The organism is Cytobacillus sp. Bac17, assembly GCF_024519925.1.
In the GTDB taxonomy this organism is placed as follows: Bacteria; Bacillota; Bacilli; order Bacillales; family Cytobacillaceae; genus Cytobacillus; species Cytobacillus pseudoceanisediminis.
Genome location: NZ_JALJRC010000033.1, coordinates 13,457 through 34,177 on the forward strand (window position 1 = coordinate 13,457; position 20,721 = coordinate 34,177).

21 protein-coding genes are annotated in these 20,721 nt (G+C 43.3%); all 21 read left to right on the top strand.

Going from position 1 to position 20,721, the window contains the following annotated elements; all coding sequences use genetic code 11:
- Positions 1-11 precede the first annotated feature (11 nt).
- The 21 genes from eutL to NR125_RS24735 all read left to right on the top strand — a co-directional run bounded on the left by eutL (position 12) and on the right by NR125_RS24735 (position 20,707).
- Positions 12-665: an ethanolamine utilization microcompartment protein EutL gene (eutL, locus tag NR125_RS24635; protein ID WP_009334384.1), complete on the top strand. Its 654-nt coding sequence runs from the start codon at positions 12-14 to the stop codon at positions 663-665.
- A gap of 34 nt (positions 666-699) precedes the next feature.
- Positions 700-2,229, top strand: coding sequence for an acetaldehyde dehydrogenase (acetylating) (locus NR125_RS24640; RefSeq protein ID WP_009334385.1), 1,530 nt, complete (start codon positions 700-702; stop codon positions 2,227-2,229).
- A 16-nt stretch (positions 2,230-2,245) separates the two neighbouring features.
- Complete coding sequence (locus NR125_RS24645) at positions 2,246-2,539, top strand: BMC domain-containing protein (RefSeq protein ID WP_009334386.1); 294 nt, start codon at positions 2,246-2,248, stop codon at positions 2,537-2,539.
- 31 nt (positions 2,540-2,570) lie between these two features.
- On the top strand, positions 2,571-3,224 hold the full coding sequence (locus tag NR125_RS24650; protein ID WP_009334387.1) for a phosphate propanoyltransferase: 654 nt from the start codon (positions 2,571-2,573) through the stop codon (positions 3,222-3,224).
- Positions 3,221-3,895 (top strand): hypothetical protein, encoded by a 675-nt coding sequence (locus NR125_RS24655; protein WP_192908652.1) that lies wholly within the window; start codon positions 3,221-3,223, stop codon positions 3,893-3,895. Before NR125_RS24650 ends, NR125_RS24655 begins: the two co-directional genes overlap by 4 nt.
- Positions 3,877-4,149 carry a EutN/CcmL family microcompartment protein gene (locus NR125_RS24660; RefSeq protein WP_019383115.1) on the top strand — a complete coding sequence of 91 codons (273 nt, stop codon included), beginning with the start codon at positions 3,877-3,879 and terminating at the stop codon, positions 4,147-4,149. Before NR125_RS24655 ends, NR125_RS24660 begins: the two co-directional genes overlap by 19 nt.
- A gap of 1 nt (position 4,150) precedes the next feature.
- Entirely contained in the window at positions 4,151-4,537 is a 387-nt protein-coding gene (locus NR125_RS24665; RefSeq protein ID WP_009334390.1) for a BMC domain-containing protein, read from the top strand.
- Between the two features lie 36 nt (positions 4,538-4,573).
- Positions 4,574-5,524 carry a malate dehydrogenase gene (gene mdh / locus NR125_RS24670; protein WP_192908651.1) on the top strand — a complete coding sequence of 317 codons (951 nt, stop codon included), beginning with the start codon at positions 4,574-4,576 and terminating at the stop codon, positions 5,522-5,524.
- Between the two features lie 192 nt (positions 5,525-5,716).
- Positions 5,717-5,908, top strand: a complete 192-nt coding sequence (locus NR125_RS24675) for an IDEAL domain-containing protein (protein ID WP_009334392.1) — start codon at positions 5,717-5,719, stop codon at positions 5,906-5,908.
- A gap of 903 nt (positions 5,909-6,811) precedes the next feature.
- A complete protein-coding gene (locus NR125_RS24680) occupies positions 6,812-7,978 on the top strand; it encodes a pyridoxal-phosphate-dependent aminotransferase family protein (protein WP_009334393.1) in 1,167 nt (388 codons plus the stop codon).
- A gap of 29 nt (positions 7,979-8,007) precedes the next feature.
- Complete coding sequence (locus tag NR125_RS24685; RefSeq protein WP_009334394.1) at positions 8,008-8,706, top strand: hypothetical protein; 699 nt, start codon at positions 8,008-8,010, stop codon at positions 8,704-8,706.
- A 122-nt stretch (positions 8,707-8,828) separates the two neighbouring features.
- Positions 8,829-10,724, top strand: a complete 1,896-nt coding sequence (locus NR125_RS24690; protein WP_192908650.1) for a sigma 54-interacting transcriptional regulator — start codon at positions 8,829-8,831, stop codon at positions 10,722-10,724.
- Positions 10,725-10,736: 12 nt separating this feature from the next.
- A complete protein-coding gene (locus NR125_RS24695; protein WP_009334396.1) occupies positions 10,737-12,173 on the top strand; it encodes an FAD-binding oxidoreductase in 1,437 nt (478 codons plus the stop codon).
- Positions 12,174-12,189: 16 nt separating this feature from the next.
- Positions 12,190-13,524, top strand: coding sequence for a (Fe-S)-binding protein (locus NR125_RS24700; protein WP_009334397.1), 1,335 nt, complete (start codon positions 12,190-12,192; stop codon positions 13,522-13,524).
- A gap of 360 nt (positions 13,525-13,884) precedes the next feature.
- Positions 13,885-14,874 (top strand): tripartite tricarboxylate transporter substrate binding protein, encoded by a 990-nt coding sequence (locus NR125_RS24705; protein ID WP_256816303.1) that lies wholly within the window; start codon positions 13,885-13,887, stop codon positions 14,872-14,874.
- A 264-nt stretch (positions 14,875-15,138) separates the two neighbouring features.
- Positions 15,139-15,792 carry a GntR family transcriptional regulator gene (locus tag NR125_RS24710; RefSeq protein ID WP_009334399.1) on the top strand — a complete coding sequence of 218 codons (654 nt, stop codon included), beginning with the start codon at positions 15,139-15,141 and terminating at the stop codon, positions 15,790-15,792.
- Positions 15,793-15,949: 157 nt separating this feature from the next.
- A complete protein-coding gene (locus tag NR125_RS24715; RefSeq protein WP_019383105.1) occupies positions 15,950-17,170 on the top strand; it encodes a CaiB/BaiF CoA transferase family protein in 1,221 nt (406 codons plus the stop codon).
- A gap of 19 nt (positions 17,171-17,189) precedes the next feature.
- Complete coding sequence (locus NR125_RS24720; protein WP_009334401.1) at positions 17,190-18,011, top strand: enoyl-CoA hydratase-related protein; 822 nt, start codon at positions 17,190-17,192, stop codon at positions 18,009-18,011.
- An 86-nt stretch (positions 18,012-18,097) separates the two neighbouring features.
- A complete protein-coding gene (locus tag NR125_RS24725) occupies positions 18,098-18,604 on the top strand; it encodes a tripartite tricarboxylate transporter TctB family protein (RefSeq protein WP_256816304.1) in 507 nt (168 codons plus the stop codon).
- A gap of 30 nt (positions 18,605-18,634) precedes the next feature.
- Positions 18,635-20,146 carry a tripartite tricarboxylate transporter permease gene (locus tag NR125_RS24730; protein ID WP_009334403.1) on the top strand — a complete coding sequence of 504 codons (1,512 nt, stop codon included), beginning with the start codon at positions 18,635-18,637 and terminating at the stop codon, positions 20,144-20,146.
- Between the two features lie 18 nt (positions 20,147-20,164).
- Positions 20,165-20,707: a gamma carbonic anhydrase family protein gene (locus NR125_RS24735; RefSeq protein WP_256816305.1), complete on the top strand. Its 543-nt coding sequence runs from the start codon at positions 20,165-20,167 to the stop codon at positions 20,705-20,707.
- The last annotated feature ends 14 nt before the right edge of the window (positions 20,708-20,721 follow it).

A 20,721-nucleotide genomic window follows, 5' to 3' on the forward strand; every position in this document is an offset into this window, starting at 1 on the left:
AGGCAGAAAAAATGGGATTAGAACGCATTCACGCTGATATATTGGCTGTTCGGGTGATTCCTAACGTGGACCAAGAGCTTGCAAAGCAGTTTCAGCTTAAGCCCCATCACCGAAGCCTGGCGATTTTCACCTCAACAGTCGATGACGTAGGCTATACCGCACTCGATGAAGCTACTAAAAGAGCTGATGTCGAAGTGGTTTATGCCAGGTCCTTTTATGCGGGTGCTGCTCATGCTTCTGGGCCATTATCAGGTGAAATGATTGGAATTTTGGCAGGGCCGTCTCCTGATGAAGTCAAAAGCGGTATGGAGGCTGTCCTCCAGACAGCTGAATCCGATGCTTATTTTGAAGCGCTTGATGAGGAAAAAGCGCATGCCATTTATGCACATGTTGTTTCCAGAACAGGGTCCTATCTGTCAAAGGAAGCAGGCATCAAAATCGGAGAGCCTATAGCGTATTTAATAGCCCCTCCTTTGGAAGCCGTTTATGGACTTGACGCTGCTCTAAAGGCAGCGGATGTTGAAATGGTTAAATTTTTCGGGCCGCCTTCGGAAACCAACTTTGGCGGGGGACTGCTGACCGGCTCTCAATCAGCATGCCAGGCAGCAGCTGATGCTTTCCGGGATGCCATTATGGAAATTTCTCAGAACCCTATAAAATACTAATTCTTTCAAAATATCCTGAAAGGAGCGTGGAATCTTGCAATTTGATCATGATCTTCAATCCATGCAGGAAATGCGGGATGCGGTAAAGCGGGCCAAGGAAGCGCAGTTTAAGTATATGGCCTTTACGCAGGAGCAGGTTGACAAAATCGTCAAAAAAGCCGCTGATGCTGCTTATGCCAAGTCACTTTACCTTGCCCGGATGGCGGTAGAGGAAACAGGGATGGGCATTGCCGAGCACAAAAAAATTAAAAACGAAGTCGGTTCCAAGGCTGTCTATGAGTCTATCAAAGATGAAAAGACAGTAGGCATCATACATGAGGACCGGGTAAATAAAGTATCGGAAATAGCTTATCCTTACGGTGTCATTGCAGGCATCATTCCAACGACTAACCCTACTTCAACAGCCATTTTTAAAGCACTGATTGCTCTAAAAACAAGAAATGCCATTGTCGTGAGCCCACATCCAAGGGCAGTGAAATGTACAGTTGAAGCTTTAAAAATTGTGAATGAAGCAGCCATACAGGCAGGTGCACCCGAAGGATTGATTGGATGGATCTCAAAGCCTTCAATGAGTGCAACAAACGAATTAATGAAGCATCGCGACATCAATCTCATTTTAGCAACAGGAGGCGGCGGACTGGTCAGGGCTGCATATAGCTCAGGTAAGCCTGCCTATGGAGTAGGGCCTGGAAATGTGCCTTGCTATATTGAAAAAACCGCTAAGGTGGACCAGTCGGTGAGAATGATCATTGACAGTAAATCTTTTGATAATGGAACGATTTGCGCTAGTGAACAATCGATTGTCGTCGATCGCAATATCAAAGAAATGACCATGAGAGAACTGAGAAATAATGGGGCTTATCTCTTAAATAACCATGAAAAAGCGGCGTTGGAAAAAGTCATTTCGCCTTCACCGGGAAAGCTGAATCCGGATATCGTCGGTCAAAGTGCTGTTAAAATCGCAGCCATGGCCAGTATCCAAGTCCCTGAAGAAACAAGAGTTTTAATTGCTGAAGAAACTGGAGTAGGCAAAGACATACCATTTTCAATTGAAAAACTATCTCCGGTTTTTGCCCTTTATACAGCGGAAAGCTGCCAGGAGGCAAAAGATATCTGCCTGCAGCTGCTCAATTTGGGCGGAAGAGGGCATAGCCTCTCAATTCATACGAATGACGATGCAGTGGCTAAGGATTTTGCTCTTGAAATGCCAGTTTCAAGAATGATGGTCAACACGCTCTCGTCTATTGGGGCTGTTGGGGCGACAACCGGATTGATGCCTTCTCTGACTCTGGGATGCGGTTCATTCGGCGGCAACATTACCTCTGATAATGTAACAGCACGCCACCTGATCAATATTAAAAGAATGGCTTATGGTACGAAAGAAATCACCATCCCAAAACCGGCATCATCATCTTCTAAAGCTGAAAAAGAACTAGCCGGCAGCCCGGATGTTGATCATATTGTTAATCAAGTTCTCAAGCAAGTATCGCCAGATGGCGAAGTGGATGCAAAGATGATTGCCGACATGGTCAATCAAGTGATGAAAAAATATCAAACTAACTAATTAGGAGGAAATAAAAATGGCTAGAGAATTAACTGCATTAGGCATGATCGAAACTAAAGGGCTGGTTGCTTCAGTGGAAGCTGCAGATGCTATGGTGAAGGCTGCGAATGTTCATTTAGTTGGAAAGGTACATGTAGGGGGCGGTATTGTTACGGTGCTTGTGCGCGGTGATGTAGGTGCTGTCAAAGCGGCAACGGATGCGGGAGCTGCAGCAGCACAGCGTGTTGGAGAATTGAAATCTGTTCATGTCATTCCTCGTCCTCATAATGAATTGGAGAGCATTCTTCCAAAAATTGATGCTGAGCTTTAATACAAGATTACTAAGTTAGGAGCTTAAATCCATGAACGAGCAAGCCATTCAATCGATTGTAGAGGAAATCGTCTCAAGGCTAAAAGATTCCTCAGGAAAAGATCATTCAATTCCAATGGCTGTCTCTGCCCGGCACTGTCATTTAAATCAAAGAGATTTGGAGATTCTTTTTGGAACAGGCTATCAGCTTACCGAAAAAGCTGATTTATCTCAGCCTGGCCAATTTGCTGCTAACGAAACTATAACCATCGCAGGACCAAGAGGAAGCCTTGAAAAGGTGCGCATTCTTGGTCCTGCCCGCAATATGACCCAGGTAGAGGTCAGCCGTACTGATTCGATCAAACTGGGGCTGAAACCCCCGCTCCGCGAATCCGGGAAAATAGAAGGATCTTCACCTGTAACTCTGATAGGACCCAAGGGCAGCATTTATAAAAAAGAAGGTCTTATTATCGCGCAGGCACACATTCATATGGCTCCGGAAGATGCTGAAACTTTCGGCGTGAAAAATGGGGAATACGTTAAAGTTGAGGCAGAGGGAGAACGTCCAATATCCTTTGGAAATGTGTTAATTAGAATCTCACCCCGGTATAGACTTGAAATGCATATTGATACTGATGAAGCCAATGCAGGACTGATTACCGGTAAAACAGCTGGCAGGTTAGTAAGGCAAGAGGAAAGATTATGATTGACCGGCATTTAATTGAACAAATAGTTGAAGAAGTGGTAAAAAATTTATTTGGTGCCAAATCTGCTCCAAATTCTAAATCTAAACATAATATCCTCGCAGTTGGAGATTTAGGGAAAGTCGATCCAAATATATTAGAAGTGTTAGAGGAAAACTGGAATGTCCTTCCTTATGACTTTAGCGAAGAAGCTGAGCTGCATAATGTTATGAGGGTTATTTTTCTTGATGCTTCCCAGGACTTGTTTGTGAAAGGGGCACTGGGCATTTGCGATACACCGGAAAGCGAGCTTCTCTCAGCCTGTATTATGGACTATGTCCCTGTTACCTTAATTCCGAAAACAAAACTTTATAAAATCCTGAATGGAGAGAAAAAAACAAACGGGGAGTATTCTTTAAGCTTAATGGAGTATAAGGAAAAGCTGTTAAAGTTCGGGGTTGAAATCAATAGCCTGGAAGATTTTGCAGCGCCAAAGCCTATCAGCGCAGATCAGCCTCTCTCAAAGAAGCTGATCACACAAAGAGATGTTCAAGAATGCAAAATGAATGAAATCCTCGCAGATAAACAGACCATTATAACACCTTTAGCACGCGATACAGCACGGGAATTGGGAAAAAGCATCATTGTAATGGATACAAAAGGGGCTGAAAACACATGGAAATGGGAACGGTAATCGGCAATGTATGGGCCACAAGAAAAGAAGATAATTTAACGGGCCTGAAATTTTTGGTTGTCGAGCCTCATGGTCTTTCAGCAGCAAAATCATTCGTTGCGGTTGACCGTATTGGGGCAGGAGTCGGTGATCAAGTTCTCGTTACGCGTGGAAGTTCGGCTTCAAATATGTCCGGAGATATAAGATTGCCAATTGATGCATTGATTATTGGAATTATCGATTCTGTTGACGTTGAAAAGAAAGAGGTGAAATAGGATGGCAAGAGCACTAGGCATGATTGAAACAAGAGGGCTTATTGGGTCCATTGAAGCAGCAGATGCCATGCTGAAAGCTGCTGATGTTACTTTGGTGAAGCAGGAAAAAGTGGACGCCGCTTTAGTAACGGTTTTGGTTCAGGGGGACGTAAGTGCTGTTCAGGCTGCTGTGGATGCAGGTAAGGAAGCAGCAGCCAGAGTGGGTGAACTCGTGTCAGCGCATGTTATACCTCATCCTGATGAAGATATCAAGAAAGCTTTATTAGATGACAGGAAACCAAAGGAAATGAAACAAGAGCCAGCTCCTGAAGCACCCCCCGTAAAAAAGGGAGCCAGCAAAAAGAAACAGATATCTGCGGCGGAACTGGATAGCGTTGAAGATAATTAAAGTACTCCACTAGTACGATGAAATGGAGGAACAGCCATGACTTTTAAGAGAAGAAAGATTGCCGTAATCGGGTCAGGCTTTACGGGTGCGACAGCAGCATTGATGCTGGCCCAAAAAGAATTGGGAGACATAATCTTAGTTGACATACCTTCACAGACGAACCCAACAAAAGGCAAGGCCCTGGATATGCTCGAAGCTGGACCGATTCAGCGCTTCAATGGCAGCATAACCGGCACTTCAAGCTATGAAGACATTCAAGATGCCGATTTAGTATTGATTACTGCCGGAATGCCAAGAAAACCAGGAATGAGCCGGGACGATCTTGTAGCTGTAAATGAAAAGATTATGATAGAAGTATCTCAAAATATAAAAACATACGCCCCGGAAAGCTATATTATTGTATTAAGCAATCCTGTCGATGCAATGACCTTTGTCTGCTATAAAACTACTGGTTTTCCGAAAAATAGGGTAATCGGCCAATCGGGAGTATTAGATACAGCCCGATTTAATACGTTTGTGGCTCAAGAGCTGGGAGTTTCCATTGAAGATATTTCAGGTTTTGTCCTGGGCGGTCATGGAGATGATATGGTTCCGCTGGTCAGATATTCGTATGCTGGCGGCATTCCACTGGAGAAAATACTCCCTGCCGACCGAATCAAAGCGATTGTGGAAAGAACCAGAAAAGGCGGAGGAGAAATTGTAAATCTGCTTGGCCAGGGAAGTGCCTATTATGCTCCTGCAGCTTCAATGGTTGAAATGGCAGAATCGATTCTGAAAGATAAAAAACGAATCCTTCCTTCAATTGCCTATTTGGAAGGTGAGTATGGATACAGTAACATCTATCTGGGAGTGCCTACAATCCTGGGCGGAAATGGAATAGAAAGTGTCATTGAAATTCCATTGACTGCCGATGAGAAAAAAGCTCTTGATCAATCTGTTAAGTCAGTACAAAATGTAATGAGCATACTTGAAACAGCCAAAGCGTAAGAGGGCTGACTTGTGAGGAAATTATTTTTTCTCACGAGTTAGCTTTTTTTTATTTTGTTTAAACTGTTCACTAACCGGGTACATTGTATTTAACAAGCTTAGCAGCTGCTGACAAAATTTCCAGTAAATAATGATTTGAATAATCTGAAAACTTCTGTTACAATAGAAAAAAGGTCAAGGGGTTGATTTTAAATGGAAAAACGTCTACTTAACTCGCCGCAACAGTCTGAGGAAAACGTGTCAGTGTTAGCAGAACAAGTCCTAAATCAAGCTCTTAAGGAATACCGAAAAGAAAAGCTTCGCGAAAAAATTGATGAAGCATTGACTAGCCGAAACAAGGAAGAATTCATCCGCTTAACAGATGAATTAAAGAAGATTTCTTAGAAAGCCCACAATTAATAATGTTAAAAAGGCAGCCTGTTCGAAAGAATGGGGCTGCCTTTTGTTTTTTAATATATTTTAATGAATGATTGAGAAAGCCCAATTTTAAACAATGAAAAGCTTCAGCATAATTGCTTGCAAAATCCAAAAAGGAAGGAAACAATAGCAGTCAAAACACAAACTAATGCTGAAAAAAAGAGCAGTAAAGAAAAATGGTGTTTAATCTGCTGGATTAACGACGAAATTGAGTGGAGTAAGGCGAAAATGGTAGTTAATCTGATGGAATAAAGACGAAATTGAGAGCAGTAAAGCGAAAATGGTAGTAAATCACATGGATTTACGACGAAATTGAGTGGAGTAAGGCGAAAATGGTAGTTAATCACATGGAATAACGACGAAATTGAGTGCAGTAAAGCGAAAATGGTAGTAAATCGCGTGGATTTACGACGAAATTGAGTGGAGTAAGGCGGAAATGGTAGTTAATCACATGGATTAACGACGAAATTGAGTGGAGTAAGGCCAAAATGCTAGTTAATCCAATGGATTTACGCCGAAAAAGAGAGTAGTAAAGCAAAAATGGTAGTTAATAGGTAATTCAACACCTAAATAGAATATAGATAAAAATCCCGTTGTTATAACCGCTGTCAATAATCCGAAAATCAGGAATCCTCAAAAAATCATCGTCATAACGGTACCACCATCCCAAAATAAGAACCCAATTCGAAAATTTCTAACACCACCAGCTGTTTCACCAAACTGTTCCACATCGTTCCAAAATGAAACGCTGAAACACTCCTCTAACAAACAAACCTTTGTAAAAAAGACATTCAACCTTGGCACGGAAATTGCAACAATACTCATTAGCAAGATATAAATCAGAATCAGAAACGATAAGGGGAGGAAGCTATGTTTGAAGAGAAATTGGATTTAAGATTGCCGGGGCCGGTTCAGGTTCCGAAAGAAATACAGCGTGCCATGCTAAGAAGTTTCGATCACCCCATGATGGATTACCGGAATCCAGCCTTCCAGGATGTACTTCAGGAAACGACTGAAAAGTCCAAAACGATATTCCAGACTGAAAACCTGGTGATTCCGCTTACCTCAAGCGGAGCTTCCGCCCTTGAAACAGCAATTATTAATACGGTTGGCCCCAATGATACGATCATCCTTTGCGTTGTCGGCTATTTTGGTGAGTACCTTCAGGGAATTACAGACCACATTGGCTGCAAAACCGTCCGGGTCGATGCGGAATGGGGAAATATTGTCGATCCTCAGGATGTGAGAAAAGCATTAAAGGAAAATCCTGAGGCAAGAGCTGTTTTTGCGACACATTGTGAAACATCCACCTCTGCAATCAACAACATAAAAGAGATTGCAGCAGTTGTAAAAGAAACAGATGCCATATTCCTCGTTGATGCGGTCAGCTCGATAGTCGGCACACCCCTATATATGGACGAATGGGGCATTGATATAGTGGCAACTGGAGGACAGAAAGCTTTAATGCTGCCTCCAGGACTTGCATTGATTACTTTGAGTGAAAAAGCATGGAATACGGTAAATGATCATCAGTGCCCATCCTTCTATTTTGACCTTAAACTTTATAAAAAAGGCCTGGAATCAGGAACTGGAACACCTTATACCCCAAATATATCACTTGTATGCGGGCTGCTTGAGGCCTGCAATATGATAGAAAGAAGCGGAGGAATAGAAGCTGAATATAAAAGGCATGCTGCACTTCGGGATATGACAAGGGCAGGGGTAAGGGCTTTAGGTCTTGAATTGCTGGTGGATGACTCGGCTGCCAGTCCAACCCTGACAGCCGTAAAATTAAATAATGCCGATGAATTCAGAAAGATGATGCGGGAAGAATTCCATATCGCATTGGGAGGCGGTCTTGGAAAGGTGAAGAATCAGATTTTGCGTCTCGGCCATATGGGATATACGGATGCGGCAGATATGCTGAAGATGTTTGCTGCAATGGAGCTTGCTTTATTGAAGAGCGGATACGAAGTGGAGTTAGGTGCAGGAGTTTCCGCCGCACAGCGGCATTGGCTCGAAAATCCATACTGTTAAATTTCTGGTCCTAAGGAGACGTGAGCCGGGTGAATATATTTGAAAAACGACTCGCTGAACTGGCAAATCTCCCATCAGTTACTCCAGGGGATCAGATCAATGTGATCCCAGATTTCCTATTCGTCAGCGGCCAAAATCCCCTTAATGTTATCAAAGGATTTATCAGACAAGGGTACAAAACCGTTAAAAATCCGGCCAAGATTCTTTTTTCTTATGGAGATGCGAAAGATGAAGCCATCCGTAAGTTCTGTTTAGGAAAAGGAATAAGACTAATAGATTGCGATTTGGCCCAATATTTCCGTTCAGAAAATATTCCGCTGAATGGAATGCTTATTGCAGGAATAGATGAGGATATTAAGTGTCTTGGAGGAAGGGGGGCCATTCCCATTGTTATCTCGCCGGATTCAATGGCGGCTTGCCTGGCATCCGGATCATTTAGTATGTTCATACCTGAAACGACTTATATTGAAATCAACGGAGCCTTAACTGGAAAAGGAAACGGAAAAATGCTCTGCACCCATCTGCTGGACATTTTTGAGGACAGTTTAATAGGAAATGCAGTGATTATAGGAGGTACGGTTTTTGAACAGCTGAATGATAAGGACCTTAAGGATCTCTCTTATTTTTTTCAGCTTTCCGGCACAGCAGCGGGGATGTGTTCACCAGATGGCCCGTTTGGCCAGGTTGAAGGCGTGATTAAAATAAAATCAGAAACTATTCTGATCTAATTTATCAAACAAATAGACTGATTATTATGAAAACTTACCGAAATTTTCCTTGGCATCTGATAAGATAAACTTAATATAATTATAAAACTTGTCCAAGAGAAAAAGGAAAATGAGGTGAAGCAATGTCCGAAATTGCCATTTTAACCCCAATTGACGCGCTTATACAGGTTTCAAAGGAAGCAGCGAAAAAAACAGGAGAAGATGTCGCGATAAGAAAGGTAAGCTTCCGGAATGCTATTGCAGCTGCTAAAGAATTTGAAAAAGCCGGCACAGAAGTAATCATTAGCAGAGGAACCCTGGGATTAAAGCTCATTGAGTCCGATCTTGGCATACCCGTCGTGCAGATTCCCATAACCGGATATGATCTGCTCCGAACCATCAAAGAAGCGCAAAAGCTCGGACAGAAGATTGGAATAGCCGACACCCGGGATGTTTTGCAGGGGATCCAAACAATTGAATCCGTGCTGGGGTTATCGATTGAAAAGCATTGCGTAATTGTACCTGAGGAAGCTGAAGCAGCTGTCGAGGCTCTCAGCAAAAAAGAGATAGATGTCCTGATTGGGAAAAGTATTTTTACGAACAAAGTCAAAAATAATTCTATAAAAACAGTGATATTAACGTCTGGAGTGGAATCGGTCATCCAGGCCATTCATGAAGCAAGAAGCCTGATTGAAGTAAGGCGCACAGAATTGAAACGAACCAAGGAACTCCAGGCAATTCTTGATTTTATTGCTGATGGTGTAATTGCTGTGGATGAAAAAGGGGTTATTACAGTATGCAATCCTTCCGTTTACAGTATCTTGAACCTGCCTTATGATTCTGTAATCGGTAAGCAGATTGATGATATCCTCGTTAATTCACAAATGAAAAAAGTTCTTTCGACTGGTAAGGAAGAACTGAACCGCATTCAGGATGCCAATGGTGTAAAAGTGGTTGCAAATCGAATACCCATCAGGCACGAGCAAAAGGTGTTTGGAGCTGTCTGTACGTTTCAGGAGGTTCATAGACTTCAGCAGCAGGAGCAGGAAATCCGTAAAAAGCTCCTTCACCGCGGCCATGTCACAAAATACAGTTTAAATAATATTGTCGGGGAAAGTGAGGTGTATCAGAAAGCGATCGAAAAGGTGAAGAAATATTCTCAGGTGGATTCTACTATTCTCCTGACGGGTGAAACAGGTGTGGGAAAAGAGGTATTCGCCCATTTAATCCATAGCTTCAGCAAGCGAACGGAAGGGCCATTCGTTGCAGTGAATTGTGCGGCTATCCCTGAAAACCTGCTGGAAAGCGAATTATTCGGCTACGTCGAAGGAGCCTTTACGGGAGCGAAAAAGGGAGGAAAAACCGGCTTATTTGAATTGGCTCATCAGGGAACCATCTTCCTTGATGAAATTGGCGAACTCGCTGAATCCCTCCAGGCCCAGCTCCTCAGGGTTTTGCAGGAAGGGGAAGTGATGCGGCTAGGGGATGAAAGAGTGATCCCCATTAATATTCGGGTAATCGCTGCCTCGAACCGTGATTTTGAGAAGATGGTCGAAGATGGGAGCTTCCGGGCTGATTTGTATTATCGCCTCAATATTCTTGATATCCCAATTCCGTCCTTGCGTGAAAGGATCCTTGATATTCCATTGTTATGCGATTTTTTCATAAAAGAATTGGAACCGGGCATTCGGAGAAATATTAAGGGCTTCACTGCTGAAGCTATGAAAATTATGCAAAGCTATCATTGGCCGGGTAATATACGCCAGCTCAGGAACATTGTTGAAAGAGCGATGATTCTTTCCCCTGAGAAATTGATTGATTCAGAAACTGTTTTAGCTGCAGGCGGGAAAGACTTTTCCAAATTGCATGTGCTGAAACAACACAGCATTAATGAAGTAGATGAAGAAACGAAGCTTCAAAACTATGAGAAAGAGTATATACTGAACGTGCTGAAGCAGGTAAACGGCAATAAAACAGAAGCCGCAAAGATTCTGGGGATCGGCAGGACGACCCTCTGGCGAAAAATAAATAGTTTGTAAGGAGGAGAAAGAATGAATGAAACAATGACACCGCCTCCGCTGGATGAAAACGTGATATCCCGATTAAGAAATATCTTCGGAGACGACCGGCTATTAACCAATTGCACTGATATGATGACCTACTCCTATGATGCATCCTTTGAAACACAGCTCCGTCCGAAACTGCCTCAAGTGGCCGTTATTGCTCTGTCAACTGAAGAGGTCAGTGAATGTGTCCGGCTGGCCAACGAATTTAAAATACCTTTATACCCGAGAGGGGCAGCCACCGGGCAAACAGGCGGAGCCGTCCCGGTTAAAGGCGGCATTATGCTGGATTTATCGAAAATGAACCGAATCCTGGAGATTGATCACAGGAATATGCAGGCAGTAATTGAGCCGGGAGTCATCCAAAATGATTTAAATGAGGCTTTGAAGTCTTATGGACTAAGATTCCCTCCTGACCCGGGAAGCGCAAATATGTGCACAGTGGGAGGAATGGTTTCCAACAATTCAAGCGGGCTGAGGGCAGTCAAATACGGTGTTACCCGCCATTATGTCCTGGGAATGGAAGTCGTACTGCCCACCGGTGACATCATTGTGACTGGCGGAGCAAAATCGAAGGCGCTTAAATCGGTCTCCGGCTACGACCTTGCCCATTTAATGATTGGTTCAGAAGGCACTCTTGGAATTGTAACGCGCCTTCGTCTGAAATTATTGCCGCTCCCTGTCACACGAGGTATTGTTTTATGCTCATTTGAAAGATTGGAAGATGCGGGAGAGGCGGTTAACGCTGTTTTTTCTTCAGGCCTGCAGCCATCAGCCATCGAAATCATGGACTTCAATTGTACGAAGGCTGTCAACATGATGAAGCCTGAGCTGAATCTTCCCCTGGATAATGAAGCTATTCTTGTTTTTGAAGTGGATGGTGCCAAAGAGGAGGTAACCTCCCAGGTGAACCGGCTCAGGAAGGTAGTCGAAAAATTTACGAATTATATAAAGTTCAGCGATGAGCCGGATGAGTGTGAAAAGCTCTGGCAGGCAAGGAAGCTTGTTGGTGCTGCGGTTGGACTTTTAAAGCCGGGCGGTTTCCGGGTGTATGGCGGCGAAGACATCTGTGTGCCAATTTCGAGACTCCCTGAAACACTCCGGGAGATTCATAATATCGCAGAACGATATGGCATCATCTGCGGAATATACGGTCATGTTGGTGATGGAAATATGCATACCGGACCGGTAGTGAACATGAATAATGAAATTGAAATGGAAAATGTGCAGAAAATGATCGACGATATTCATGAACTGGCAATCAAAATGGAAGGAACGACGACAGCCGAGCATGGAGTTGGAATTGTCCGTGCCAAATATATGGATGTAGAGCATGGTCCTGCCATGGAAGTGATGCGGGCCATTAAAAGGACGCTTGATCCAAATAATATTTTAAATCCAGGCAAGATGGCATTGCCTAACTAGGTTGGAGGTGAATGTAATGAAATTGCTGACGGCGAAGGAATCCATGCAAACATGCGTGCGCTGCGGTGCCTGCCGCAATGTTTGTCCTACCTTAGATATCACAGGCAGGGAAGCTGATGGTCCCAGGGGCAGAGTATTGATGGCAAGAAGTCTGATTGAGGGCAATATCCCCGTAAATCAGGAAATCAAAGATCAGCTTGATCGCTGCCTGCTTTGCTCAGCCTGTGTGGATGCATGCCCTATTGATGTTCAGGTCCCTGATATCGTCATGCTCGCCAAGGAGCGAATAGCAGCAGCGGCTGAAGCACCTGTACAAACAGATATTAAAAAACCTGCATATCCGGTAAGGACTTTTAAAGATTACTTCTTTGACCATGTTCTTGCCAACCAAAAAAGGCTTAATACTGTTGGCAATCTTCTGTGGTTTTATCAAAAAAGCGGGCTTCAGTATATAAGTAGAGGACTGGGCATTTTGAAATTCTTCCCAGAGCAGATGAGGCAAATGGAAAGAATCACGCCTTCCATTTTACCGCCTTCTGGGAGGAAACATCATGCTGAGTTTACTCCGAGGGCTGATGAAGAAAAGGCAGCAAGGGGCCGGGTAGCCTTTTTCCATGGCTGCATCATGGATGTCATGTTCAGAGAAACAAACGATAATTCCATTAAACTGCTGTCGAAGACTGGATTTGATGTGGTAACCCCTAAAGCGCAGATGTGCTGTGGAGCACTCCACCATCATAGCGGAAAAAAAGACAGGGCCATTGAAATGGCCAAAGCGAATATTCAGGCTTTTGAAAAAGCAAATGTGGATTATATTATTACCAATGCCGGAGGATGCGGTGCTGCACTTGCGGAATATGCAGATTTATTCCGGGGGGATCAACATTGGCTGGAGAGGGCTAAAGTATTTTCTGCCAAAATAAGGGATATCAGTGAGATCATATATGAAAAAGGAGAAATGCCTGAAACTGCCGGCAGAGGTGAAAGAGTAACCTATCAGCCTTCCTGCCATCTGCAATATGTAATGAAGGTGAAGGATGCTCCAGCTAAATTGGTGAAGGAAATTCCAAACTCGGAATATGTGGATCTCCCTGAAAAGAAATATTGCTGCGGGTCTGCCGGAATTTATAATTTATTGCAGCCAAAACTTGCGAATGAAATACTGGATAAGAAAATGTCCAGAGTCAAAGAAACTGAATCAGCTGTTCTAATAACAGCCAATCCAGGCTGTTTCCTCCAAATGAAACTGGGGGTTCATCGTGAAGGAATGGAGGATCAGATTGAAACAAAGCATGTTGCCGACTATCTGATGGAGTCAATTGAAAGGGCAGAATCTCCAGGAAAACAATAAAAGTTTCAAATTGAAACAGAAGAGTGGACAATTTGTTTCAAAAGAGAACAAAAATGATTGATAAGTGTATTGGAAGGAATTCAGAATTTAAATTCATTAAAAGTGTGAATGTCCCATTTAATTTGAAACCGCTTACGATTTTGGTTCCCGGTAAAAAAGTTAATCGAGTTATTTGCTTTTCGGCACAAAAATTGCATTGAAGTTTAATGAAACATGACAGAAACAGGGAGGTGACGATCCAGATCGAGGAATAGGTCCATGTCTGATTAAGTAATCTTCATTCTAAGTTGTTTTATAGGGAATAATACGCTTTTAATTTACAGAAATTTAAAACTTTTCTTAATATGGGGGAAAATTAACATGAAATTAAAGAGGATTTCGTTTTTGTCTCTGGCAATTGCATTGGTATTCTTTTTGCAGGCATGTAATTCTTCACCTCAGGGAGCAAGCTCGGAGGAAAAGAAAAGCAGCGGCAATTTTCCCGAGCGGCAGATTGAAATTATTGTTGGCTTTGGCGCGGGCGGCGGGAGTGACAATTTTGCCAGGGCCATTGCAAAAGAACTTAAAGATATTCTTGGTGTAAACATAAATGTTGTGAATATGCCTGGTGCGGCGGGGATTAATTCGGCTGACCATGTGGCAAGGCAGCCGGCTGATGGCTATACCATCTGGTCTGCAACATCCAATCATCCCGTAAATATTGCAGCAGGAGTGGAAAAAAATGATTTGAGCAAATTAACTTCTGTCGGAAGGGTCCAAAATGATACCATGACCCTCCAAGTAAAAAGCGATGGCAAGTTCAAGGATATTGAAGATCTTATCGCAAAGGCAAAGGAAAAACCTGGTGAGATCACAATTGGCGGTACAGGTTCAGCCGGCTTTGATGAACTGGTAGTCAAACAGTTTGAAAAAGCCACTGGAACAAAGTTTAATTATATCTCATTTGAAGGTTCTGGAGAGATGACAGCAGCACTGCTCGGGGGACATATCGATGTCATTGCAGAGGAGCCTGGACCATCGATTGCCCAGCTGGAAAGCGGAGATATTAAGATGATGATTGCCTTTACTGAAGAGAAAATGGAAGGTTTTGAGGACGTTCCGATATCAACTGAAATGGGGATAGATGTAACAGACGGCCAGGGCAGAGGCTTCATGGTCCATAAGGATACGCCGCCTGAAATCATTTCAGTGCTTGAAAAAGCCCTTGAGGAAGCGAAAAATCGCCCGGACTATAAAGAGTATGAAAAAGCCAATTACTTGCACCTTCGGGATGGCTGGCTAAATTCAGAAGAGTATAATGCCGAATTTAAAAAGCTAATCGACACTTACGGTTCTCTATTAAAAGAATGATTGAATAGAATTGCCGAAAGGCAGAATATCTGCCTTTTTGCCTCCTGCAAGCTTCATGATAGATTTTCATAGATTTGCTCGATAGGCTGCTGAAGATTTTTGTCGAAGTAAAACTAGTTTTATATAATCTTGAGAGATTTTGTTCAGGTTATTGACTGCCATTCCGACTGGCAGATATGATCGCCCTTGAAGCTGTATCCAGGATACAGCACACAGTATACAGCAACAGGCAGAGATAATTCATTTAAAGGAGGATAGGCAAAGATGGTGCAGGGCCTGAAATTTACGCAGCCGCTTTATCAGCAAATCTATGACATTATAAAAAAATCCATTTTGTCAGGACAATTAAAGCCTGGTGAGAAGGTCAATGTTTCCCATCTGGCGGAAAAATATAATATAAGCCGGACCCCGTTAAGAGAAGCACTGCGCCAGCTGCAAATAGAAGGACTGCTGGTTCAGGATCAGCTGGGGCTATCTATTGTAAAACTGGATGAAACTGATTTTAAGGATTTATATGAAACTCGCATTATGCTGGAACCTCAAATAATGGGACTTGTTTTGAAAGCGATTACAGAAGAGCGGCTGAATTGCATTGAAGAAATTCTTGAAAGAGCTGAAGATGCCTTTTTGGAAGGAAACCATCTACTTTTACTTGAATGGAATGCTAAGTTTCATGATCGGCTCTTGGATGCAAGCCCAAACAGGCGGGCAGTGCACTTGCTTAAGCAAGTACGTTCATTTCTTTTGCTATACCGGGCCAATATCCTAAAAAACAACGAGCATAATAGAGAAATTCTTAAAGAACATAGGCAAATCTTTCATGCTCTTAAAGCCCGGGACGAGATAGCTGTCTACCAATCTGCAGAGAATCATCTGCGCAACGATCTGGAACGCGGAATGAATATGATCTGCGAATAAAAAAAGAGCATCTCCACTCGCCAAAATAGAAATGCTCCATTCTCATGAAAATCGATTTTATTATAACATGCACAGATTATGAATGTATAGAAATGAACAGCTGCCGGTCACATCGGGCTCACTTCTGAGACAATATTTTCAAAATGGGGTGTTCTGAGTGGGACCATTACAAGGAATGAAAGTCCTTGATGCATCGCAAATCATGGCTGGTCCGTATTGCACTATGGTCCTTGCGGATCTCGGTGCGGAAGTCATGAAAGTGGAGAAAGTGAATGGCGGAGACGATTCCCGCCAAATGGGCCCTTATGTAAACGGGGAATCTACCTGCTTTTTTCAGATAAACCGAAATAAAAAAAGCATAGCATTAAACCTTAAAACAAATGAAGGAAAAGAAATTTTCTATCAATTGGCTAAAGAAGCAGATGTTGTTGTTGAAAATTACCGCCCGGGAGTAACAAAATCACTTGGCATTGACTTTGAAAGCCTAAAGAAGATTAATCCTGGGCTAGTCTACTGTTCTATTTCAGGTTATGGCCAGACTGGCCCTTATTCCCATAAGGGCGGGTTCGATCTGGTAGCCCAGGGGATGACAGGGCTTATGAGCATGACCGGAGAAAAAGGAATGCGGCCAATGAAATCAGGCATCGCCGTTTATGATATCGGGGCAGGCATAACTGCAGCCTATTCGATATTGGCAGCTTTTATCCATAAGATGAAGACAGGGGAAGGACAGCATGTGGATATTGCCCTGGCTGAGATCGGGCTTCCATGGTTTACGTGGGAGGCAGGGGCCTATTTTGCTGAAGGAACGATACCGGAAGCAACCGGCTGGAGGCACCGTGTGTCTGCTCCATACCAGGCGGTTAAAACAAAATCGGGTTATATGATGCTTGGATGTGCCAATCAAAGGACATGGGAAAGATTTTGCGAAGATGTTGCCGAAAAGCCTGAATGGCTGACAGATCCGCGCTATAAAACCAATTTATTGAGAAACAAACATGTGAGTGAACTGGAAGAAGATATTGAGGCTGTATTAATGCATCAAGATACCAGACATTGGATTGATCTCTGTGAAAAAGCAGGGGTGCCTGCGGGACCAATCAACAACTTTGCAGAGGCGGTTCAGGATCCGCATTATGAAGCAAGAGGCATGATTCAGGAAGTGGAGCATCCATTAATCGGAAAAATGAAGATGATTGGCATTCCCGCAAAATTTTCAAAAACTCCAGGTGAGGTGAAAACCCCCTCTCCTCTCTTCGGACAGGACACGATTGAAGTGTTGAATGGTTTGGGCTATGACGAAGATTCCATAAGAAATTTAACAAAATCAGGAGCTGTGAAGACCTTGGAAGAAAAGCCCATCCTGAATAAAAAATAACAGAAAGGTCGTTAGTGATATGTCTAAGAATCTGGAAGCATTCAGCAGGGAGAAGACGTACAGTGAACCGGTTTATCTTCAGGTTGAAGGAGAAATTGCATTCATATGCTTCAACCGGCCGGATAAAAGGAATGCCCTCAGTTATGAAATCTGGTTAAGGATTCCGCAGCTTATTGAGGAATGCGAAAATGATGCCAATGTAAAAGTAATCATTTTTAAAGGGACTGGATCTGCTGCTTTTTCGGCAGGCGCAGATATCAGCGAATTTAAGACATTAAGGTATACAGCAGAAGGCGCTGAAAAGTATAACAAGGCTACGATGATAGCAGAAAAGTCAATCATGAATGCATCTAAGCCAACGATTGCCATGATACAGGGCTTTTGTGTTGGCGGCGGATGTGAAATTGCGGTTGCCTGTGATTTTAGATTCTCTGATGAACAGGGCAATTTCGGCATTACTCCAGCAAAGCTTGGCCTAGTATACAATACACCGGGAACCAAAAATGTTGTAGATCTTGTCGGCCCGGCGAAAGCCAAGGATATTCTTTACACAGGAAGGCTCCTGGATGCCGGGGAAGCGTATCGGATTGGTCTCATCGATCGGATATATCCTGCAGAAGCCATTAAAGAGGAAACGGTCAGATATGCAGAGTTAATTTGCAGAAATGCTCAGCTGTCAGTCAGGGGTTCAAAAAAAATCATTAATGAAGTGCTTGCCGGGGCCATTGAAGATTCACCTGAAACAGCCGAGCTTGTGATTGAATCGTTTCTTTCAGAGGATTATCGGGAAGGCGTGCGTTCATTTTTGGAAAAACGGAAGCCTGACTTTAAATATTCTTAAGTGGATAGGAAATAAAGTGTGATTAAAATGGCAGGGAGGCTCACAGCCTCCTCCAATTAACTTACTGAATTTTGGGGGGCTAAGAGATGCAGCTGGAACGAAATCTTTCGATTATCATGATAGTCTTTTCGTCTTTTTTTCTGGTTATGTCACTCCAGGTGGAAAATAGGACAGGGAATATCATTTCTGCAGGAACATGGCCGGCAGCTTTAATGATCCTGATGCTAATTCTATCAGTTATCCTGCTGATGAGGGCTCTAAAGGTGAAAAATGTTGAGAATATAAAGGGAGATGACATTGATTCAGCAGATGCAGATAATGAGGAGCAGCTCGTTCATCCGAAAAAGTTCTTCCTCTTGTTTGCAGTTCTTGCCACCTATATTTTTATTCTTGGCTATGTTGGTTTTATTGCTGCAACGATTCTGGGGATTTTTGTGATGGCGCTTTTGTTCGGTATGAAAAGCTATATTCGGGCTCTGCTGACAGGTATTCTGGCAACTGCCGGTTCTATCGTGCTGTTTCCCATTTTATTGAATCTGCCTTTCCCGCGGGGAACAGGGATTTTTTATTCACTTAGCTTGCTGTTTTATTAATAGCCAACTTTAATAAAAGAGGTGAACTTAATGATAGAAGGACTTTTAGGCGGTTTTGGGAATCTTTTTCAGCCTTTTAATTTTTTCATTCTTATGGTCGGTGTCCTGCTTGGTTTCATTGGAGGAGGGATACCGGGTATAAGCGGAACCATGCTGGTCATTATTCTTCTTCCTGTCAGTTATGCAATGGATCCGGCTGCAGCATTTTTGCTGCTGACCTCCATTTATGCCACATCTGTTTTTTCAGGGTCTATAAGCGCTATTCTGTTTAGAACCCCAGGCACACCTGAAGCGGTAGCAACCGTTTTCGACGGGTATCCCATGGCGAAGAAGGGTGAAGGGGGGAAAGCCCTCGGCATTTCCATCTTCAGTTCCGCCACAGGGGGTGTTTTTGGAACGCTGGTATTAATCTTTTTGACGCCGCTTCTCGCCTCTTTTGCGCTTAGATTTTCGTCCCCGGAGTATTTTGCGCTTGCTCTAATGGGTCTGACGGTAGTAGCTTCCTTGAGTGCAGGCAACCTGGTTAAAGGATTCATTGGTGTTTCCTTCGGTTTGTTTATTGCCACTATTGGCATCGATACAATGACTGGTGTGCCAAGATTTACATTCGGTTCAGGCCAGTTAATGTCGGGTATTGACTTCATTCCTGTTCTGATTGGATTATTCGCTATATCAGAGGTGCTGAGAAGAGTTCAGCAGGTCCACAAGGTGAATGCAAAGCAAAAAGTGAGTTCCGAACTTCCAAACTGGAATGTCATGAAACGAATTTCTGGCGTCATTGGACGTTCCTCCTTATTAGGTGTATTTATTGGAATCCTTCCGGGAATAGGTGCAACTACTGCAGCCATGCTCAGCTACAGTGAAGCTGCCAGGTGGTCAAAAAGATCAAAGGAATTTGGAACTGGAATTCCAGAAGGGGTAGCTGCACCAGAGTCTGCCAATAATGCAGCAGCAATGGGTGCCATGGTTCCTTTGCTTTCCCTGGGAATTCCGGGAAGCGCCACAACCGCCATACTGCTTGGCGCCTTTATTCTGCATGGAATCCAGCCGGGGCCTTTGATGTTTACCACACAGGGTTCGCTCATTTATACCATCCTGATGGGTCTTCTTGTTGCCAACTTGCTGATTTTAGTCATTGCCAAGCCGTTTATTTCGGTATTCTCTAAAATTTTGCAAGTGCCCTACACAATCATTGGACCACTTATCGTTCTCTTTTGTATTGTTGGCACTTTCGCAGTCAGGAATTCGATTTTTGATGTGGCTATGATGCTGGTATTCGGAATTATCGGCTACTATCTGGAAAATGCCAAATTTCCGCTGGCACCTATCGTGCTTGGCGTTGTGCTCGGTCCCATTGCTGAAGACCAGTTCAGAAGGGCCATGCAGATGTCGAACAATGATATTTCCATCTTCTTCACAAGGCCGATTGCCTTAACCTTCATTGTATTATCCATCATCAGTATATTGTATCCATTCATTAATAAGTGGATTAAGAAGCGCAAAAACAATGCGAGCGATTCAGATCAAACTGTAGCTTCATAAGAAGGAGGCGTTCCGGAATTGATCTTAGATATTGAAGGACTGAAGCCAGACGTTCATGAAACCGTCTATTTGGCACCTAACACCTATATCATCGGCAATGTAAAACTGGAGGCTGATGTGTCCGTTTGGTTCAATTCTGTCCTGCGCGGGGACAATGATTCCATCAGAATCGGAAGGGGCACCAATATTCAGGAGGGAACGATGATTCATGTCGATGAAGGTTACCCTGTGAGCATTGGACAGAATGTCACAATCGGCCATAATTGTGTGATTCATGGATGTACCATTGAAGATGGTGCCCTGATCGGCATGGGAGCGATTATACTTAACGGTGCCATCATTAAGAATGGTGCAGTCATTGCGGCAGGAGCAGTAGTAGGGGAAAATAAAGTGATTGAGAAAAACATCCTTGCAGCAGGTGTTCCTGCGAAAGCCTTAAAGCCGGTGAAGGAGGAACTGCAGGAGCGTATCATAGCAGGGGCAGAATTTTATCAAAAAAACGCTGTAAAGTTTCGCCGGGCTGGTATTGCTTCCGGGATGATTGATGCAGAAAATAAGTAATTTTTAAAAGGATG

Coding starts and splice junctions, on each gene's coding strand:
- NR125_RS24665 (WP_009334390.1), top strand. CDS start 4,151: ATGGCAAGAGCACTAGGCATGATTGAAACAAGAGGGCTTATTGGGTCC.
- NR125_RS24650 (WP_009334387.1), top strand. CDS start 2,571: ATGAACGAGCAAGCCATTCAATCGATTGTAGAGGAAATCGTCTCAAGG.
- NR125_RS24660 (WP_019383115.1), top strand. CDS start 3,877: ATGGAAATGGGAACGGTAATCGGCAATGTATGGGCCACAAGAAAAGAA.
- mdh (WP_192908651.1), top strand. CDS start 4,574: ATGACTTTTAAGAGAAGAAAGATTGCCGTAATCGGGTCAGGCTTTACG.
- NR125_RS24680 (WP_009334393.1), top strand. CDS start 6,812: ATGTTTGAAGAGAAATTGGATTTAAGATTGCCGGGGCCGGTTCAGGTT.
- NR125_RS24700 (WP_009334397.1), top strand. CDS start 12,190: ATGAAATTGCTGACGGCGAAGGAATCCATGCAAACATGCGTGCGCTGC.
- NR125_RS24705 (WP_256816303.1), top strand. CDS start 13,885: ATGAAATTAAAGAGGATTTCGTTTTTGTCTCTGGCAATTGCATTGGTA.
- NR125_RS24690 (WP_192908650.1), top strand. CDS start 8,829: ATGTCCGAAATTGCCATTTTAACCCCAATTGACGCGCTTATACAGGTT.
- NR125_RS24675 (WP_009334392.1), top strand. CDS start 5,717: ATGGAAAAACGTCTACTTAACTCGCCGCAACAGTCTGAGGAAAACGTG.
- NR125_RS24730 (WP_009334403.1), top strand. CDS start 18,635: ATGATAGAAGGACTTTTAGGCGGTTTTGGGAATCTTTTTCAGCCTTTT.
- NR125_RS24645 (WP_009334386.1), top strand. CDS start 2,246: ATGGCTAGAGAATTAACTGCATTAGGCATGATCGAAACTAAAGGGCTG.
- NR125_RS24695 (WP_009334396.1), top strand. CDS start 10,737: ATGAATGAAACAATGACACCGCCTCCGCTGGATGAAAACGTGATATCC.
- NR125_RS24720 (WP_009334401.1), top strand. CDS start 17,190: ATGTCTAAGAATCTGGAAGCATTCAGCAGGGAGAAGACGTACAGTGAA.
- NR125_RS24725 (WP_256816304.1), top strand. CDS start 18,098: ATGCAGCTGGAACGAAATCTTTCGATTATCATGATAGTCTTTTCGTCT.
- eutL (WP_009334384.1), top strand. CDS start 12: ATGGGATTAGAACGCATTCACGCTGATATATTGGCTGTTCGGGTGATT.
- NR125_RS24655 (WP_192908652.1), top strand. CDS start 3,221: ATGATTGACCGGCATTTAATTGAACAAATAGTTGAAGAAGTGGTAAAA.
- NR125_RS24710 (WP_009334399.1), top strand. CDS start 15,139: ATGGTGCAGGGCCTGAAATTTACGCAGCCGCTTTATCAGCAAATCTAT.